This is a genomic window from Streptomyces sp. NPDC050636 (assembly GCF_040654775.1).
Classification (GTDB): domain Bacteria; phylum Actinomycetota; class Actinomycetes; order Streptomycetales; family Streptomycetaceae; genus Streptomyces.
Genome location: NZ_JBFAIP010000082.1, coordinates 1 through 17102, shown reverse-complemented (window position 1 = coordinate 17102; position 17102 = coordinate 1). Strand labels below are relative to the sequence as shown.

Genomic DNA, 17102 nt, shown 5'->3' with positions numbered 1-17102 from the left:
GCAGAATCCGATGCGTTCCTTTTCTTTTGCGGCCGCTCATGTGCAGGTCGGCGGCAAGCCCCGTCAAATCCCTGCCGGTTCCTTAACGGAATCTCCAAGTACCGCAGTAGGAACGCACTCCGAATGCGCATCCCGTTGCCCCTTGCCCGGTCCCCGTGGCCAATGGTGTCCTGAGCGAAGAACGACCCGCTTTGCCCCCATGGGCATGACACATCCCAGCGGCCGTCATTTCGGAAATTCATTCCGGAGGAGCGTGCACACACTGTCATGAGTATTTCCGCTAACTCCCTGACGAACGGGAATACAGAATTCCGGGACGAGGAATTCACCGCGCTCGGCGTCGACGGGTCTCCGGGGCTGCGGCTCGCGCTCGCCTCGTTGCAGACACAGGCGCAGGAGCTGAACCGGCTGGTGACCGCCACGCTCGACACCATGGCCCAGCCCCGGGAGAAGCTCTCCCCGCACTCCGCGGCCTTCGCCGAGATCGCCACCCGTTCGATCCCGCGCTGGCACTTCGCGATGCTCAACGACACCGAGCGCAATGACGCCCTCATCGTGGCGCTGGAGCGCCGGATCCCGGCCGGTGCCCATGTCCTGGACATCGGCACCGGCACCGGTCTGCTGGCCATGGCCGCGGCCCGGGCCGGCGCCGGACGGGTCGTCACCTGCGAGGAGAATCCGCTGCTCGCCGAGATCGCACGCCAGATCATCGCCGAGCACGGGATGTCCGACGTCATCACCGTGGTCAACAAGCGCTCCACCCACCTGGCCATGGGCAGCGATCTGGAGCGCCCGGTCGATGTCCTCATCTCGGAGGTCGTCGACTGCGGACTGATCGGCGAGGGACTGCTGCCCACGATGCGCCATGCCCGGGAGCACCTTCTCGCCCCGGGCGGAGTCCTCATCCCCGGCGCGGCGCGGCTGTACGGCCAGCTCATCCAGAGCGATGTGGCGAGCGGTCTCAACCGGGTGGGAAACGCCGGCGGATTCGATGTATCGCTGATGAACATGGCATCGACCCCCGGGCACTTCCCCGTACGGCTGCACACCTGGCCGCACGAGGTCCTCTCCGGCCCCGTCGAACTGCTCGACTTCGATCTGCTCACCGGCCCGCTGGAGGCCGGGAGCCGGGTGGTGACCGTGCCGGCCACCGCCACCGGACCGGCACATGCGCTGGTCGCCTGGTTCGAGTTGGACCTCGGCTCCGGAGTCGTACTGCGCAACTCTCCCGACAACGTCGGGTCCCACTGGATGCAGGCACTGATCCCGTTCGACAAGCCCGTCCCGGTCAACCCGGGCGACCGGCTGGACGTGGAACTGCACTGGACCGACTACCGCCTCTCCGCACGCTGAGCATCCGCATTCACCTCACAGGAAGGCCGACTTGATCCGATGAGCCACACTCCGTTCCCCTACGAGCCCTACGAGCTGCGCGGCAAGGAGCTGCGCGACGCGGTCGTGCGCTATGCGAGCAACCCGCTCTATCTCGACAACGAGGAGTGGGAGAACAGCGACAACCCCTACCGGCGTCAGCTGCGCCCGCAGGTACTCGCGCACCTGGACCTCGACCGCGTCCCGGGACGCGACGAATTACTGGACTACAGCAGCCTGGCCGTACAGCGGCTGCTCACCACGGTGTACGAGGCCGACCTGGTCTTCCTGCCCAAGTCGGGCCTGAAGGGCCAGTGGGAGGACTTCAGGCGGTTCTACAGCCCGACCAACCGGGTGCTCGGCGAGATGATCCGGCCCGCGCTGGAGCGGTACGCCTTCGGCTTCCTCGACAAGGAGGTGGAGACCTCCGGGAAGTGGACGGCTGAGAGCCTGGAGGCGTATCTGGAATCGCTCAACGCCCATGAACCCGCCGGGGCTTCCCTTGCCGAGCAGGCCATCGCCAACTCCACCGACCGCGAGCGCGCTGCCCGGATGTGGCTGATCCAGTTCGCCCCGGACTTCCTCTCCGAGGCCTCGCCGATGATCCGGAACGTGCTCGGCTACTACGGTGCCGCCCAGTCCGAATGGTTCAAGATCATCATCGATGAGTACGGCTACGGGGTGCACGACACCAAGCACAGCAAGCTCTTCGAGCGCACCCTGGAGTCGGTCGGGCTGGCGACCGACGTCCACCGGTACTGGCAGTACTACCTCAACAGCAGCCTGCTGATGAACAACTACTTCCACTACCTGGGCAAGAATCACGAACTGTTCTTCCGGTACGTCGGCGCGCTCTACTACACCGAGGCCACGCTGGTGGACTTCTGCCGACGGGCCACCGCACTGCTCAAGGACGTCTTCGGCGACCGCGCCGACACGCAGTACTTCACCGAGCATGTGCACATCGACCAGCACCACGGCCGGATGGCGCTGGAGAAGCTGATCCGCCCGCTCGTCGAGGAGCACGGCGAGGAGATCATTCCGGAGATCGTCCGGGGCATCGAGGAGTACCGCCGCATCCAGGACCTCGCCGACGAGGACTTCGCCACGCAGATCGGCTGGATGGACAACGGCCCCGAGTTCAAGAAGCTGCACGCGCCGGTGTGGGACGCGATCAGGAGCGGCCGGGTCACCGCCCCGGTCGCCGACATCGTCGAGCCGTACGGCGAACTGTCCAACACCCACTGCCACGACGGCGACGAGCTGTGCCACATCGTGTCCGGGACGATGAAGTTCGTCTCCGGCTTCGACTCGCACCAGATCCTCGAAGCGGGCGAGGGCACCGTCATCCAGCGCAACCGTCTGCACGGCGCGATCATCGAGTCCGAGGAGTGCGTCTATCAGATCCACTCGGTGGGGGACTACAAGAAGTGCATGTAGTGACGTTCTCCGTGGCCGGCCGGAACAACTGCGCGGTGGTGGCCGGCGAACCGTATGTCTACGCGCGGACCGACGAGGGGGCCTTCGTGATGCGGGCCCGCTGCCCGCACCGCGGCGGCCCGCTGCACCTGGCCGGGCTGTCCCCTGAGCGCAACCGGCTGGTGTGCCCGTGGCACGAGCGCAAGACGTCGCTGACCCGGCTGCGGCAGGAGATTCCCGCCGTGCGCCGCGGCGACATCGTCACCGCGGTCTTTCCCGGGCAGCCCGACGCCGCGGTCGGCTTCGGACACCGGCCGCTGTCGGTGGATCTGGCGGGGTGACTCCGCACCGCGGCCGAGACCCAGGACGTGTGCGTCCAGACGGTCCCGGCCGCGGCTGACCGCCCCGTACCCGGAACCGAGCCCCCACTTGATCGAGACTCCACCGAGCGGACAAGGAAACCTGCTGTGTCTCCGTATCCTTCCGGCAGCCCCGCCGTCATCGTCGACCCGTTCTCCTCCGGCGGCCTGTACGCCCCGGCCTTCCGAGCGGTGGGGGTCCCTACGGTTGCGGTCGTTTCGTATCCGGAGATCCCGCCGGCCTACGCCGGGTCCTTCCGGCCCGAGGACTTCGACGAGGTCCTGACCTGGAGCGCGGCGGAAGGCGTGCTGGTGGAGCGGCTGCGGGCGCTGCGACCGCGCTGCGTGCTGCCCGGCGCCGAGATCGGTGTGGAACTCGCCGATCGGCTGGCGGCACAGGTCGTCCCCGAGGTCGCGAATGTGCCCGCGCTGGCGGCGGCCCGCCGTCACAAGTACGCGATGGCGCAGGCTGTTGCCGCGGCCGGGCTGCCGGTGCTGCGGCAGCTGTGCTGCGACGATCCGGACGAGGTCGCCGCCTGGATCGACCGGGAGGGGCTGGTCGGCCACGACCTGGTGGTGAAGCCGCCGAAGAGCGCGAGCACCGACGGCGTGACACGGATCGTCGGCGGGCGCGGCTGGCGCCAGGAGTTCGAGGCGCAGCTCGGGCAGCTGAACCAGTGGCAGATCCGCAACGACCAGATGCTGGTGCAGGAGTACGCGACGGGCACTGAGTATGTCGTGGACGTCTTCAGCCACGGGGGCACACACACCGTCACCGATGTGTGCCGCTATCGCAAGGTCGACAGCGGCGGGCAGATGGCGGTGTACGAGTCCATGGACTGGCTTCCCGAGGGCCGGCCCGAGGTGCCGGAGCTGGTCCGCTACACCCGGGGCGTGCTGGACGCGGTCGGCTTCCGGTGGGGGGCCGCACATGTCGAGGTGATGATGACCGCCGACGGGCCGCGGCTGATCGAGGTCAATGCCCGTCCGCACGGCGGCGGCCACCCCCGCTTCTGCCGCGCCGCGACCGGAGACAGCCAAGTCGACCGGGCGGTGGCGTACTTCACCGGCCGGGTACCGGTGGCGTCCGGCTATGAGCTGCGCCGCCGGGTGCGCGTGGTGTTTCTGATCAGCCGGTCGTCCGGGGTGGTCCGCAACGCAGAAATTCTCGATGCCATAAAGGAAGTGACGAGCCATCATATCTCGGCGGTGGCGGTGCGCAACGGCGACCGGATCGCCCCGACGAAGGACCTGCTGGGCACACTGTCCCTCGGGTTCGTGGTACTCGCCCACGAGGATCCGGCGCAGCTCGACGCCGATCACGCCGCGATCCGGCGGATCGAGTCGCTGCTGGAGCTGGAAGAGGCGGACGCGGCATGAGCCGTCCCGGCCCAGGGGCCACCGCCTGCTCACGCGGACCTCGTACGTCCGGTCGTGATCACTGCGGTCGGCGTCCCGGAAGGCCGGCTGATAGTGAGCGCCTTGGGAAGTGCTCATGATCAGCGGGTTGTTCCTGGGCAGTTCGCTGCTTGTGATCACGACACCTGGGCCGGACGCGGCGCTGGTCGCCCAGTTGGTGCTGCGCACCGGGCGGCGCGCTCCCGCGCTCGCCGCTGCGGCGGGCATGTTGACGGCGGGCGCCGCCCATGCAGCGCTCGCCATCAGCGGGGTGTCCCTCGTGCTCGCCGGCAAGCCGGAGTTGTTCACCGCCGTCCGCTGGTGCGGTGCGGCGGTCATGCTGCTGTGGGGCATACGAGCACTGCGTGCCGCGCTGCGCCCGCAGGGCCCGCATCCGTCGGACAAGCCGGGGGAGGACTCTGGGCAGCCGACCCCGGTGTCCCTGCGGCGCTGCTGGCTGCAGGGCCTGCTGTGCACCGGCACCAACCCGAAGGTCGGACTGTTCCTGCTGGCGTTCCTCCCGCAGTTCGTACCACCCGGGGAGCCCCCGGCGCGCACGATGGCGGTGCTCGCCATCATCCATCTGTCGCTGGCGGCACTGTGGTTGGCCTTCCTGAGCGGCGCCGTGCATCTGCTGCGCCGCTGGGTGGCCGCGCGCCGGCCGGATGTGGGCGCCGGCATGGCGCGAGTGGTCGAGGCGGTGGTGGGGACAGTGTTCATTGGTTTCGCCGTCCGGCTGGGACTCGGCGGGTGAGCGGCCGCGCCATCGGGTCAGCCTCGACACTCCAGGTCGAGCAGGAAACGCTTGGCGGCGACACCGCCCGCGTAACCCGTCAGCCGGCCCGAGGCACCGACGATGCGATGGCAGGGCAGCACGACGCACAGGGGGTTCGCCCCCAGGGCCTTGCCGACCGCTCGCGCAGAACCGGGACGATGTACCGCGGCGGCCAGTTCCCCGTAGGTCGCCGTCCCGCCGTACGGAACCTGCTCCGCGACCGCCAGCACGACCTCCTTGCTGAACGGTGTGGCCAGGCTCGGGTCCACCGGCACGGAGAAGGAGCGCCGCTTCCCCGCGAGGAAGGCATCGAGCTGACCGCGCGCCTCCTGTATCACCCCCAGCCGGCCGGGGCCGGCCGCGGACTCGTCCACACAGTCCCGAGCACCTGCCGCAAGCCGTTGCCGTACTGCGTCCGGTGGGAAGAAGCCGCAGTAGAGCAGGGCTTCATCGGTGGCGGCGAGCGCCAGACGACCGATCGGGGTGTGGTGCTCGGCGACGATCACGGCGTCCGCCGCTTCGTTCGCCGCACTGCGACTACTGGTCTCAATGACGTTCCGCATAACGTCTTCCTCCCGGCTGGGCGACATGACTGGCTGTCCCTTCCTTCGCGGCTTCCGGCACGCCGCTGTGTCCCACCTGGCGCGATGGACCCGCACACCGCGATGGGACCTCACGCAGCTATCGGCCGGCAGCTCTTGCAAGCCCGGTATCCCGCCTCCCGGGCGGCCCGTGCCGAGCGGAACGGCACCTGGTGGGGTGGGGTGATCCGGCGTGCATGGGCACAGGTCGGATGGCAGTAGATACGGGTGGTGTCGCTGCCGAGGAACACCGTCCCCTTACGGGACAGCCCCACCAACTCGTCGCCGACACCCTCGGCGCCGCGCAGCACCGCGCCGACTATGGGCCCGTACCGCAGGTCGCAGGGACCGCCACCGTCGAAGGTGACCCGGTGGCAGGGGATCAGCAGCGGCACCGGGTTGACCTCAAGAGCCTCGCTGACAGCGGCGGTGCCGGAGAGCGCGGCCTCCCGCGCCACCCAGGCGAGCGGCCGCAACTGGCCGCGTGGAATGGTGCGTACCGCATCGAGCACGGTCCGCTCCGCTTCCGTGAGCTCCGGCAGATCGATCCGCAGACCCTTGGCACGCCCGGTGCGCAGGGCGGTCCTCAGCCCCGGCAGGGGCCTCGTCGTACGGATCGCGCTCCGTCCGGTGCGCGCGAGGTGTGCTTCCTCGAACCCCTCGGGGCCGGGCACGGTTCTCCCGAGCGCCGCTCCGGTCACGGCTTCCGCTCCATACGCGACGTACAGCCCGCCGGCGGGCGCGTCGAGGTGCAGGTACATGTCGTACCGGTCCCTCGGGATTCCGACCCGCTGCAGCACCCGTGCGGCGAAGTCCGTCGGAGCGGGACCCGCGAGTCCCGCCAAGGACGCCTCTACGCCACCGTCCGGCTGCGCGGTCCTTTCCCCACCTCGGTTCACATCGTCACCTCCCTCAGCAACGCGACTTGCGGTTCCAGCAGTTGACGCAGGGTGCCGATCCCTCTCGACACCTGAGCCTTGACCGTACCGACCGGGCATTTCTGCACCTCGGCCACTTCGGCGTAACTCATCCCGACCACATGCCGCAGCACTACCGCGACGCGGGCCGGCTCAGGTAATCGGGCGAGCGCCGCGACCAGCAGCGCCCGGTCGGCCGCCGTCTCGGCGTGCTCCTGCGGCCCCGGCCCCTCGGCCGGCCAGCTCTCGCATGAGTCCTCCACACGCGCCGCTGCGACGGGCCGGCGGACACAGGTGCGCACATGGTTGCGCCACACGTTCGCGGCGATCGTCATCAGCCAGGCGCGTGGCCGCAACGCACGGCGGCGTTGCGGGGAGTACCCCTGCAGTGCCGTGTAGGCGCGCAGGAACGTCTCCTGGCCCAAGTCGTCCGCTTCGGCGGCGAATCCCGTCACCCGGAGCAAGAAGGCATGGACCGCTGAGGCGTGGACCCGGACCAGTTCCGTGAAACCGTCGTCCAGATCCGTCGCCAGGCGTTCGCAGAGTGGCTCGGCTGTCTCGTCCATCACTCACAGAAACACCGATGGGCTTCTCATGGTTGCACAGGCTGGACAGGCGCTTCGTCGCCCGTCTCTCCCTGCGGCTCCGCCACGCCGGTGCCCGGCTCGATGACAGTCTGGGCGGTCTCCAGGCGCAGGGTACGGATGTCCGACCGAGCTTCCCTCAGGTCGCCGAGCATCTGCTGCTGGCGGCGTAGCAGCTCAGGGTTCTGCGCGTTGCGCATCGTGATGACCAAGCACATCCTCGGCAGCGCCGTCATCACCGCCAGGGCGAGCAGTAACCGGCCGCGAGTCCCGTCATGAGGTGACGGGGAGTTCGTCCCAGTTCCTGAACGTCCCTCCACGGCTCACGGTCGCCCGAAATCTCTCCGCTGCGTGTGTAATTCACACAGCAGGCGATGTTGATGGAAGAAATCTGCCATCACCGGCCTCTGGCTGGAACCCGGCCGAGACACAACCGCACGCTGGTGCCCGGCCGGGAGGCGTTCCGACGAAGGTTCTCCGTCCCTGGTCGGACAGACATCGGCGGAGGGGAAATCCAAATGGCGGAGAGCATACTGACGACGCCCGCAGCCACGGCCTACCAATGGCGATGGCCGGCACTGGCCGCATTGCTGCTCGGCGAGGCGATGAATTTGCTGGACTCGACGATCGTGCAGGTTGCCGCGCCGGCCATGCACGCGGATCTGGGCGGGTCCGTGTCCGACATCCAATGGTTCACTACGGCCTACACTCTGCCGTTTGCGGTACTGCTCATCACTGGGGGACGTCTCGGTGATATCGCTGGGCGACGGCGAATCTTCACGATCGGCGTCACGACGTTCATGCTCGCGTCGATCGCCTGCGCCCTGGCCCCTTCCGTCGGGCTGCTGATCGCCTTCCGTATCGTGCAGGGCGCCGCGGCCGCGGTGATCATCCCGCAGACCATCGGGCTGATCAAAGCGATGTTCGCGGGCGATGAGATGGCCAAGGCGATGGGCAGCATCGGCCCGGTGATGGGTTTCGCCGCCGTCTGCGGGCCCGTTCTCGGCGGAGTGCTGACACACGCCGACCTCTTCGGGTCCTCGTGGCGTGCCTGCTTCCTGGTCAACGTTCCGCTCTCGCTCGGTGTTCTCGCCGTGACGCCGAAGCTGCTCGAAGACCGTGCGCCGAAGCGGCCGACGCTGGATCTGACCGGCACCGCGCTGGCCATGACCGGCATCGGGCTGATCGTGTATCCCCTGATCGGCGCCGATGTGACCCGTATGTCGGTCTGGAGCTGGGGCGCCATCGGTCTCGGCATGGCCGTCGTGATCGGTTTCGCGGCGCATCAGCGCAGCGTCTCCGCGCGAGGTCGCAGCCCGCTGGTGGAGCCCAGCCTCTTCGCACGTCGCGGGTTCCTGGGTGCTCTGGTGACGTCCATGCTCTTCTTCTCGGTGACGACCGGTCTGATGATGGTTGTCGTCCTGCACCTCCAACTCGGGCTGGGAACCGACGTACTCACCGCGGGGCTCTCGCTCGCCCCTTGGTCCGTCGGTCTGGCGGTGGCGTCCTGGGTCGGGGGCGCCCACCTGGTGAAGCGCTACGGACACCACGTCATGACGGTCGGGCTCGCGGTGCTGTTGCTGGGCCTGCTGGCCGCCGTGGCGGCGTACCACCGGGCCGGCGCGACGGAATACCCGAAGCCGCTGCTGGTCGCGCTCGGCGTGGTCGGTCTGGGCATCGGAATGTTCAGCCCGGCGTTCTTCACCGTCGCACTGCGCCCGGTGATGCCGCAGGAGATCGGCTCGGCCGCCGGTCTGCTCAATGCCGTCCAGCAGATCGGCGCCACCCTCGGTGTCGCGGTGCTCGGCAGCATCTATCTCAACAACGCCGGATCCGGTGGCCCGGTCGCCGCGCTCCACGCTGTCCAAATCGCCTTCTGGATTGCTGTCGGGCTGCTCGCCGCGAGTGTCCTCAGCAGCAGGCTGATGATTGAGCGGCGTACGCAGGAGGAGGGCGCGACTGCGAGCCAGTCCGCGTGAGACGGAGCGCGTGGCAGAGAGCGGGTGAGAAGGAGTGTGTGAGAACGAGTGTGTGACGGGAGTGCGTGTCGCGGCTGGGACCTCAGCGGCGGGGTGGGGCGGCTCTGCGCGGCACCAAGTCAGTGATTACCGGGCTTGCCGCCTTGAGAATCCGCAGTACCGGACTGGTTTCCAGGGACTGGATGGCGTCGAGAGAGCCGAGCCGCCGGGTGAGGTAGTGGTGCAGGTCCGCAGGATCACTGCACAGCGCCTGAGCGACCAGGTTGGTGGGGCCGGTGGTGGCGGCGACAAAAGCGAGTTCGTCGTGGCCGGCCAGGGTTGTCGCGACATGCTCCAGGTGTGCCGGGCGCACGGACATCCACAGCAGTGCCTGGGTATTGGCGCCGAACAGCTTGGCATCCACCTCGACATCGAAGAACACGCCACCGCCAGCCTGAAGGTCCGCCAGCCGGCGGGCGACGGTGACCGGTGCCCACCCGGTGGCCTGGGCGAGTTCGGAGTGGCTGGCACGGCCGTCCTTCTGCAGCGCGGCCAGCAGCGCGTCATCGCTCTCGGAAAGCTGCCGTGGGTTCGGGCGGTCCGGGGCCTCCGCCTGCTCAGACCGCCTGAGCAGGCGTTGTTGCCCTTCGCTGAGGGTGTTGGCCCTTCTGCGCCAGCTCGTTGGGCCTCCGAGATAGGTGTGCAGCAGGCAGTGGGCGGAGACCGCGGTGATATTGGCCGTACGGGGAATGTCCCGCAGCAGCAGCGAGTTGTCGGCCGTCGCATCGGTCGACGTATGGCTGATCGTGACGATCTCGGTGCCGCCGGAACACAGCTTGACCCACGAGGTATCGGGCCGACGGCCCAGGGCATGGGCCAGGTCCTGCGCAGTGCTCGCGGCGGCGGTCAGCCGGAGCAACCACTGCGTCTGACCGGCCCGGTGCGGGTCGGCGAGTCCGACCACGCGCAGAGATGCCTCGGTCCGCAGGCGTCTGTAGCGGCGGGCCACGGTCTGCGGGGAAACGTCGAGAGCGGCGGCAATCTGACTGAACGGAGCGCGCCCATCGATATGCAGGGCGTGTATCAGGGCGCGGTCCAACGTGTCGAGCATGCGCATCCTTCGGTCAGAGCCTGCGCCATGGACTGGCCACGAGCCTGCCGTGGCCAGAAAATGGGGCCGAGGCAATCGAGGTAATCGAGCAAACACACACCAGCGCCTGCAGATTCCCATTCTCATCGCACGTCATGTCGCACGTCATGTCGCACGTACCTCGTCGCCTGTTGTCGTCGCCCCTGCGCGTCGCCCCTGGTTGTCGTTCCTCGTCGGAGTCAGTCGTCAGCGGCGACGAGAAGGGTGACGGTGCTCGCGGGGCGGTCGATGAGGACCAGTTCGTGGAAGTCGATATGGATCGGGCCGTAGTCGTGGACGGCGTCCTTGGGCAGGTCTCCCAGCGCAAAACGGTCGGTTGATGAGCGGATGGGACTGTAGATCTCAGCCCGCAAGCGCGCCTCAAGCTGCTTCGGGAGCGTGCCCTGCCCTATGGCCCAGGTGTCGATGATGCCGATCGCCGCCGTGTCGTCGACGGCTCGATAGCTGTCCGGAGCGATGCGATCCAGCCACCACTGGCCGTGCCGGGTCCCGTCCGGATCGACGCCGCCGCCGTCATAGGTGTCCCGGAACTCGAGGTGGGCGATCAAGGCTGCCAGCACATTCCGCTCATCGTGCATATCGGGTGGCAGAGCGGGCGGCATGTCCGACGGCACGCGAAAGCGCTTGATATCAACCCAGCGGTAGCCGTGGCTGCTTCCCTGAGGGAAGTCGAAATCCTGGAAATTGATGAAGAGGCTGTCCAGGCGGACGAGCGCGGGCACCGGTTCCATGTTCGATCACCGTAGAGGGCGCGAGCCCTGGAACCTTTCTCGTTCAGCTCCCGCAGGGACCGAGGAGCCGCCGGTATCCATGATCCCGGCAGCCCCGTCGCTCGCTGCGTACGTGGCTACTTGGCCTACTTGCTTGCCTTGGCGTACGCCTCGCGAATCTCGGCCGGCACCCGGCCACGGTCGCTCACGGTATAACCGTTCGCCTTTGCCCAAGCCCTGATTTCTGCGGTGTTCTCTCCGCTGGGGGTCCCCTTGCGAGCGGACTTCTTCCCCTTCCCGGTCTTGCGCCCCACCCTCGTGAACGGTGCCATGGCTTCCAAGAGCTGGTCATAGCTGTCCGGGCTCAGGTCGAGCTCGTACGTCACACCGTCGAGCGAGAGGGTGTGGGTGGCGGCCTCCGAGGACTCTTCGCCCGTGAGGTCGTCCATATAGATGGTGATGATCTTCTGTGCCATGGCCGGGATTCTACGGCCATCCGAGTGTGCTGCCACCACTCAGCTCACCACTCATCCAAACGGGATAGGCGAGGTTTCCTCGCGCCGCACCGACGCTACAGGCGATGTGGGCGGAAACGCGTCGGCACACGGTCGTCACGCTCGACGTGGACTGGACTGGACTGGACTGGATTGGATTGGACTGACTGGACTGGACTGGACTGGATTGGACTCGTGCCGACCAATTTTCGGGACCGGCTCCCAAATGTCATCCAGTTCTCACCAGCTTTCGTGTCTTTGATGGGGCGTTAGCCAGCCTCGACCATGCGCCCGTCGGTGGGGGCGCTCGTCGGTGGTGCGGCCCCGGCTCAAGCGTGAATTCATCCATAATTCTCAGCCCGTCAGATCGTCTGAGAAGATCTCCCCGCGGTCGCCCCTCATCGCTGCCCATCGCGTCGTCCCGCCCCCTTCGATTCGGTGCCCTCGGCGGGCAGGTAGGGCGGAACCTGCTCATCGGGCTGACGCAGTCGGCGAGATGGACGGGGAGAGTGGCCTGGTTGCAGCACCACCGTGCACCGTGAGTTCGGATACGTCGGCGTGTTCGACGAGACGTTCCGCATTGGCCGCCGGGGCTGGGCGATGGGCACTCCGTCTTCATGTCGGAATTCCCGCCGGTGTAGATCGGTGGGCTGCGGTGCCGTGGTTCGCATGTTCGCCTTCGCACCCAACCCCCTTACTGCATCACTGAGATGGCGGTCGGGTCCGGTGGCCGAACACGCTGAACTGACGGCCTATCATGGGCGCATGTCCGCGCCTGAGCTGATCCGTATCGTCTCCCGTGACTCTCCGATGGCCCTCGCCCAAGTGGAGCGGGTCCGCGCTGAGCTGGGCGTGCTGCACCCCGGTACCGCCACGGAGGTCATTCCGGTCAAGACGACCGGCGACCGGTGGATGGGTGCTCTCTCCCAGGTCGAGGGAAAGGGCGCATTCACCAAGGAGGTCGACGCCGCCCTGCTGGCCGGCGAGGCCGATCTCGCGGTGCACTGCGTCAAGGACATCCCCGGCGACCGGCCGCTCCCCGTCGGGACGACCTTCGCCGCCTTCCTCAAGCGCGACGACGTACGCGATGCCCTGATCCACCCGGGCGGACTCACGCTTGACGAACTCCCCACCGGAACCCGCATCGGCACTTCGTCGGTACGCCGGATCGCGCAGCTCGCCGCCTCCCATCCGCACCTTGAGTGCGTCCCGATGCGGGGCAACGCCAACCGGCGGATGGAAAAGCTGGCCGCCGGGGAGGCGGACGCGCTGCTCCTGGCTGTGTCCGGTCTGGAGCGTATCGATCGCACGGATGTGATCAGCGAGATCCTGTCGGTGGACATGATGTGCCCGCCCATCGGTGCGGGCGTCCTGGCTCTCCAGTGCCGCGAGGACGACACCGCCACCATCGACGCGGTCAGCGGTCTCGGAGACCCGGCGACGTTCCGCGAAACCACTGCCGAGCGGATGCTGCTGCACGTACTCCAAGGCCACTGCAACAGCCCCATTGCTGGTTACGCCAAGACCGACCGCCGCGGTGAACTGTCGCTGCGGGCCTGCGTCTTCACGCCGGACGGCAAGACGGTCCTCAATGCTCACGAGTGGGCCGGCCCGCTCACGCCAGAGACGCTCGGCACGTCCGTCGCCGTCGCCCTCCTGCGCCAGGGTGCGCGCGAGCTGATCGACAACATCGCGCACTAGCTTTCGCTGCTGTCAGCTTGCCCTGCGCATCGATGCTTGCCGTTCGCCGTATCGCCAACGAGAAGCGCGATGACGTACGGAGAGAAGTACGGCAAGGAATACGGCGCGGAATGCGGCATGAAATACCGCAAGAAACCCTTGCCGCATACGCATACGCACCCGCATCCAGATCCGCACCCGCATCCACGTTCGTATTCACATCCACATCCGCATCTGAATCTGCATCTGTATCCACTTCCGCATCCACACGCCGATTACGCTGCGAATTGGATCGGTACCCGCGGTCACGATGTCCCGTTGTTGTGCCGTGCACAGGGAGCACACATACCGGGCAATCGCGGAGGAGATGCGGCTGACTCGTACGTGTGGAACCGTGGAAGAAAAGCCCGACCGCTGACGGAAACGGTGTCGGTGGTCGACGGCCAGGTTTCTCAAGTAGGGAGCAACCCATGGCCTCTCGGCAACGTGCCAGCGGGTGGACGCTATTTGCCGCTGTCCTGATGATTTTCGGCGGCGTCATGACCTTCCTGGAAGGCATTTCCGCCATCGCCAAGGACGATGTCTTCGTCACGACCCGGAACTACGTCTTCTCGTACGACCTCACGGGCTGGGGATGGATCCATCTCATCCTGGGCATCATCATCTTCCTCGCCGGCATTGCACTGGTCGGAAACGCCATCTGGGCGCGTATGGTCGGCGTCGTCCTGGCGGGGCTCGGCGCGGTCGCGAACTTCCTGTGGATCCCCCACTACCCGTTCTGGGCCATCACGCTGCTAGCCATCGACATCTTCATCATTTGGGCGCTGTGCGCGGGAGAGCACCGGGCAGTGACCTGAGTCATGGCTTCCGAAACCGCGGCTTTCACTGCGCAAGACCGCGCGGAACGGGGCAGGGCGCTTCGTGCCGAGGTGCCCCGCTCCAGCCATGCGGAGTTCTCCGCGGCGGCCTCCCGGGCCGATCCGATTGACATCATCGAGGAGCAATCGGCGGTCCGCGTCCCGGAATTGGTGCCCATCCGCTACGGCCGGATGATGGAGTCGCCGTTCCGGTTTTACCGCGGTGCCGCCGCGATTATGGCGGCAGACCTGGCCATCACCCCGTCCACGGGGCTGACGGCTCAGCTGTGCGGAGACGCCCATATGCTGAACTTCCGGCTGCTGGCGTCCCCCGAGCGCCACCTGATGTTCGACATCAACGACTTCGACGAGACCCTCCCCGGGCCCTGGGAATGGGACGTCAAAAGACTGGCGGCCAGCCTTGTCATCGCGGCACGGAGTAACGGATTCGGCGAGAACGTGCGCGACGAGATCGTCCGGGCCGCCTGCGCGTCCTACCGCGAGCAGATGCGCCGTTACGCCGGTATGCGCACCCTCGATGTCTGGTACGCCCATGCCGACATGGACGATGTCCAGGTCGAGGTGGCGCCGGAACTCGGCAGCGTCGGTCGTAAGCGGCTGTCGCGTGCCGTGGAGCAGGCTCGCTCTCACGACACCCTGCAGGCGTTCCGCAAGCTGACCCGGGTGAGCGCCGGCGAGGTCCGGTTCGCCGCCGATCCGCCCTTGATCGTGCCGCTGGGCGATCTGCTCCCGGGATTCGAGCGAGACCGGGTGGCGGAAGTGGTGCGTGAGGTGGTGGAGGGTTACGGACACAGTCTCCGGTCGGATCATCGAAGCCTGCTGAACCAGTACCGCGTCGTCGACATGGCTCGCAAGGTCGTCGGTGTCGGCAGTGTGGGTACCCGCTGCTGGATCTTCCTGTTGCTCGGGAAGGATGCGGAGGACCCGCTCCTGCTACAGGCCAAGGAGGCCGATGAGTCCGTGCTCGCCGCGCACACCCGTGCAAGCCGGTACGCCAACCAAGGCGAACGGGTGGTCACGGGGCAGCGGTTGATGCAGGCCGCGAGCGACATCTTCCTGGGCTGGGAGCGGACCACGGGCATCGATGGGCGTCAACGCGACTTCTACGTACGTCAGTTGCGCGACTGGAAGGGTGTTGCAGAGCCGGACATCATGGTGCCTGTCGGTATGCGGTGGTTCGCCGTGCTGTGTGGGGCCACGCTTGCCCGTGCGCACGCCAGGTCCGGTGACCGCATCGCGATCGCCGCGTATCTCGGTCGCGGCGATGTGTTCGACAGGGCCCTGGTCCGGTTCGCCGAGAGCTACGCGGACCAGAACGAGCGCGACCATCAAGCGCTCGTGGACGCGGTCCGCGAGGGGCGCGTCTCGGCCGAGTCCAGCTGAGTTCCCTGAATTCGCTGTCTGCGTTGTCGCCTTGGCGAAGGTGCACGAGGGTGGGCCGGCAGCCGATCGACGAAGACCGGCTTGTGCTTCGTGCCGGCCCCGATCACCCGATGGCGAGGCCGCCGCGAAGCCAGGACGACCTGATGCCGATCGTGCCATAACGGGCCGGCCTCAGCGACGAGTTCCGCGATGACATCGGGCGCCGGACCTGTGATCTGTCGGTTCCGCATGATTGTTGTGCGTGCCCCCTTCCCCAACCACACAGACCGTGATCGACGATCACGGTTCCCATACACCACCGCCGACCATGCACGAGCTCGTGAGTAGCGGAGATTGTCAGTGGTGCGCCGTAAGCTCCGGATCATGAGCGAGAACCGACTGGGTCCCTTGTTGGGGGCCGGATTCACCGACCGGCTGGGAGAGCGGGACAGGAAGTTGCTGGCGCGTCGCGCCCTGCTCAAGGCGAGCGGGGAGAAGCCGCCGTTCTACCTTCCGACCAGTTGGTGGTACGTGGTGCCTGGTGAGAGCTACGAGGGGTTGTTCGCAGCGCTGGACCTCCATGACCGGGTCCCGGTCACGTTCCGCGAGGGGCTCGATGTGGCCGACCTGCCGGCCCGGCCGAACGCCGACCCCGTTTTCGTCACGCCTGAAATCGACGGCTGGCGCCTGATATTCGGAAACCTTGAGACTGTCGTCGGCTGGGGCTGGGACGAGATGATGGGAGCCGTGGAGCGGCTGAGCGTCCGATGCGGCGAGGCGCAGATGTTCTTCGAAGATATCGCGGGCGGAGCGGATATCTGGGTGGTCGCCGAAGAGGGTCGCATCCGGCGCCGGTACGCGCAGGAGAGCGACCCCGAGTGGGTGGGCGAGCCCCTGCCGTGGGAGCTCCTGGCCGTCGACGATGAGGATTTCGACCCGGAGTTCGACGAGGCCGAGCCCAACGAGGGCACGGCCCGCGCCATGACGGCGTGCGAGTACTTGTCCGTGCACCCGACCCCGGTTGACGCCGACGCCGAGATACGCGGCCACGGCTGGCTGGCTATGAGCGCCCCGAACGTGGGCCACAAGGGACTGGAAGACGTGGCTCGAACGTAGGCGTAGCCGACCTGCTCGATCAGTCGACCTCGTAGCGGGAACGTGCCACCAGGACTCGGCCATGTGCTCCTCACCCGTGCCGTGATCGCCCACATAATGGACATGGGGGCTCTCGCCGAGTGGCCTAGGGACAGGGTGAGCTTGGGGGACGGGCTTGTCTATTGGCGATGACGGGGCCTGGGGGCAACTCCCGGACTGGCTGGGGGATGCCGTGCCAGCCGTCGCGGTCCCATGCTGATCCGAATGAGCAAGCCCTAAGGCGTGTTTGAGATGTGGTCAGAGTGTTTGCCGTATCAGGGTGAGTTGGATGGTGGCTTCGTAGCGGACGGCGAGCTTGTCGAAGCGTGTCG

General features: G+C 67.2%; 17 protein-coding genes. 10 read left to right on the top strand and 7 right to left on the bottom strand.

What is annotated here, in order from left to right; translation table 11 throughout:
• Positions 1 to 267 precede the first annotated feature (267 nt).
• From AB0I10_RS32980 to AB0I10_RS32960, 5 genes are all read left to right on the top strand, one after another.
• On the top strand, positions 268 to 1353 hold the full coding sequence (locus tag AB0I10_RS32980; RefSeq protein ID WP_363156354.1) for a 50S ribosomal protein L11 methyltransferase: 1086 nt from the start codon (positions 268 to 270) through the stop codon (positions 1351 to 1353).
• Positions 1354 to 1392: 39 nt separating this feature from the next.
• Positions 1393 to 2811: an iron-containing redox enzyme family protein gene (locus AB0I10_RS32975; protein WP_363156352.1), complete on the top strand. Its 1419-nt coding sequence runs from the start codon at positions 1393 to 1395 to the stop codon at positions 2809 to 2811.
• Positions 2811 to 3131 (top strand): Rieske 2Fe-2S domain-containing protein, encoded by a 321-nt coding sequence (locus tag AB0I10_RS32970; RefSeq protein ID WP_363156351.1) that lies wholly within the window; start codon positions 2811 to 2813, stop codon positions 3129 to 3131. The genes AB0I10_RS32975 and AB0I10_RS32970 overlap by 1 nt, the downstream gene beginning before the upstream one ends.
• Positions 3132 to 3257: 126 nt before the next feature.
• Positions 3258 to 4529: an ATP-grasp domain-containing protein gene (locus AB0I10_RS32965; protein ID WP_363156350.1), complete on the top strand. Its 1272-nt coding sequence runs from the start codon at positions 3258 to 3260 to the stop codon at positions 4527 to 4529.
• Positions 4530 to 4644: 115 nt separating this feature from the next.
• Positions 4645 to 5301: a LysE family translocator gene (locus tag AB0I10_RS32960; protein WP_363156349.1), complete on the top strand. Its 657-nt coding sequence runs from the start codon at positions 4645 to 4647 to the stop codon at positions 5299 to 5301.
• A 17-nt stretch (positions 5302 to 5318) separates the two neighbouring features.
• Here AB0I10_RS32960 and AB0I10_RS32955 read toward each other — a convergent pair whose 3' ends face one another.
• From AB0I10_RS32955 to AB0I10_RS32940, 4 genes are all read right to left on the bottom strand, one after another.
• The gene (locus AB0I10_RS32955; RefSeq protein ID WP_363156348.1) at positions 5319 to 5885 is read right to left on the bottom strand and encodes a methylated-DNA--[protein]-cysteine S-methyltransferase; all 567 of its coding nucleotides are present in this window, start codon (positions 5883 to 5885) and stop codon (positions 5319 to 5321) included.
• A 110-nt stretch (positions 5886 to 5995) separates the two neighbouring features.
• Complete coding sequence (locus AB0I10_RS32950; protein WP_363156347.1) at positions 5996 to 6802, bottom strand: MGMT family protein; 807 nt, start codon at positions 6800 to 6802, stop codon at positions 5996 to 5998.
• Complete coding sequence (locus tag AB0I10_RS32945; RefSeq protein ID WP_363156346.1) at positions 6799 to 7386, bottom strand: RNA polymerase sigma factor; 588 nt, start codon at positions 7384 to 7386, stop codon at positions 6799 to 6801. Before AB0I10_RS32945 ends, AB0I10_RS32950 begins: the two co-directional genes overlap by 4 nt.
• Positions 7387 to 7412: 26 nt before the next feature.
• Positions 7413 to 7616, bottom strand: a complete 204-nt coding sequence (locus AB0I10_RS32940) for a hypothetical protein (protein ID WP_363156345.1) — start codon at positions 7614 to 7616, stop codon at positions 7413 to 7415.
• Positions 7617 to 7922: 306 nt separating this feature from the next.
• Here AB0I10_RS32940 and AB0I10_RS32935 point away from each other — a divergent pair, with 306 nt between their 5' ends.
• Complete coding sequence (locus tag AB0I10_RS32935; RefSeq protein WP_363156344.1) at positions 7923 to 9383, top strand: MFS transporter; 1461 nt, start codon at positions 7923 to 7925, stop codon at positions 9381 to 9383.
• An 82-nt stretch (positions 9384 to 9465) separates the two neighbouring features.
• Here the strand turns inward: AB0I10_RS32935 and AB0I10_RS32930 are convergent, their stop codons facing one another.
• From AB0I10_RS32930 to AB0I10_RS32920, 3 genes are all read right to left on the bottom strand, one after another.
• The gene (locus tag AB0I10_RS32930) at positions 9466 to 10473 is read right to left on the bottom strand and encodes an AsnC family transcriptional regulator (RefSeq protein ID WP_363156343.1); all 1008 of its coding nucleotides are present in this window, start codon (positions 10471 to 10473) and stop codon (positions 9466 to 9468) included.
• 218 nt (positions 10474 to 10691) lie between these two features.
• Positions 10692 to 11243: a hypothetical protein gene (locus AB0I10_RS32925; protein WP_363156342.1), complete on the bottom strand. Its 552-nt coding sequence runs from the start codon at positions 11241 to 11243 to the stop codon at positions 10692 to 10694.
• A 125-nt stretch (positions 11244 to 11368) separates the two neighbouring features.
• Positions 11369 to 11698, bottom strand: a complete 330-nt coding sequence (locus AB0I10_RS32920) for an Lsr2 family protein (RefSeq protein ID WP_363156341.1) — start codon at positions 11696 to 11698, stop codon at positions 11369 to 11371.
• 783 nt (positions 11699 to 12481) lie between these two features.
• On the opposite strand from AB0I10_RS32920, the gene hemC reads away from it, so the two are divergent.
• The 4 genes from hemC to AB0I10_RS32900 all read left to right on the top strand — a co-directional run bounded on the left by hemC (position 12482) and on the right by AB0I10_RS32900 (position 16752).
• Complete coding sequence (gene hemC / locus AB0I10_RS32915) at positions 12482 to 13417, top strand: hydroxymethylbilane synthase (protein WP_363156340.1); 936 nt, start codon at positions 12482 to 12484, stop codon at positions 13415 to 13417.
• A 449-nt stretch (positions 13418 to 13866) separates the two neighbouring features.
• Entirely contained in the window at positions 13867 to 14253 is a 387-nt protein-coding gene (locus AB0I10_RS32910) for a hypothetical protein (RefSeq protein ID WP_363156339.1), read from the top strand.
• Positions 14254 to 14325: 72 nt separating this feature from the next.
• Positions 14326 to 15657, top strand: a complete 1332-nt coding sequence (locus AB0I10_RS32905) for a DUF2252 domain-containing protein (RefSeq protein ID WP_363156338.1) — start codon at positions 14326 to 14328, stop codon at positions 15655 to 15657.
• A 363-nt stretch (positions 15658 to 16020) separates the two neighbouring features.
• Positions 16021 to 16752 (top strand): hypothetical protein, encoded by a 732-nt coding sequence (locus AB0I10_RS32900; protein WP_363156337.1) that lies wholly within the window; start codon positions 16021 to 16023, stop codon positions 16750 to 16752.
• The last annotated feature ends 350 nt before the right edge of the window (positions 16753 to 17102 follow it).

What these genes read in the sequence shown, in the direction of transcription:
- AB0I10_RS32980 (WP_363156354.1), top strand. Translation starts at nt 268, where the DNA reads ATGAGTATTTCCGCTAACTCCCTGACGAACGGGAATACAGAATTCCGG.
- AB0I10_RS32975 (WP_363156352.1), top strand. Translation starts at nt 1,393, where the DNA reads ATGAGCCACACTCCGTTCCCCTACGAGCCCTACGAGCTGCGCGGCAAG.
- AB0I10_RS32960 (WP_363156349.1), top strand. Translation starts at nt 4,645, where the DNA reads ATGATCAGCGGGTTGTTCCTGGGCAGTTCGCTGCTTGTGATCACGACA.
- AB0I10_RS32955 (WP_363156348.1), bottom strand. Translation starts at nt 5,885, where the DNA reads ATGCGGAACGTCATTGAGACCAGTAGTCGCAGTGCGGCGAACGAAGCG.
- AB0I10_RS32945 (WP_363156346.1), bottom strand. Translation starts at nt 7,386, where the DNA reads ATGGACGAGACAGCCGAGCCACTCTGCGAACGCCTGGCGACGGATCTG.
- AB0I10_RS32935 (WP_363156344.1), top strand. Translation starts at nt 7,923, where the DNA reads ATGGCGGAGAGCATACTGACGACGCCCGCAGCCACGGCCTACCAATGG.
- AB0I10_RS32930 (WP_363156343.1), bottom strand. Translation starts at nt 10,473, where the DNA reads ATGCTCGACACGTTGGACCGCGCCCTGATACACGCCCTGCATATCGAT.
- AB0I10_RS32925 (WP_363156342.1), bottom strand. Translation starts at nt 11,243, where the DNA reads ATGGAACCGGTGCCCGCGCTCGTCCGCCTGGACAGCCTCTTCATCAAT.
- AB0I10_RS32920 (WP_363156341.1), bottom strand. Translation starts at nt 11,698, where the DNA reads ATGGCACAGAAGATCATCACCATCTATATGGACGACCTCACGGGCGAA.
- hemC (WP_363156340.1), top strand. Translation starts at nt 12,482, where the DNA reads ATGTCCGCGCCTGAGCTGATCCGTATCGTCTCCCGTGACTCTCCGATG.
- AB0I10_RS32910 (WP_363156339.1), top strand. Translation starts at nt 13,867, where the DNA reads ATGGCCTCTCGGCAACGTGCCAGCGGGTGGACGCTATTTGCCGCTGTC.
- AB0I10_RS32900 (WP_363156337.1), top strand. Translation starts at nt 16,021, where the DNA reads ATGAGCGAGAACCGACTGGGTCCCTTGTTGGGGGCCGGATTCACCGAC.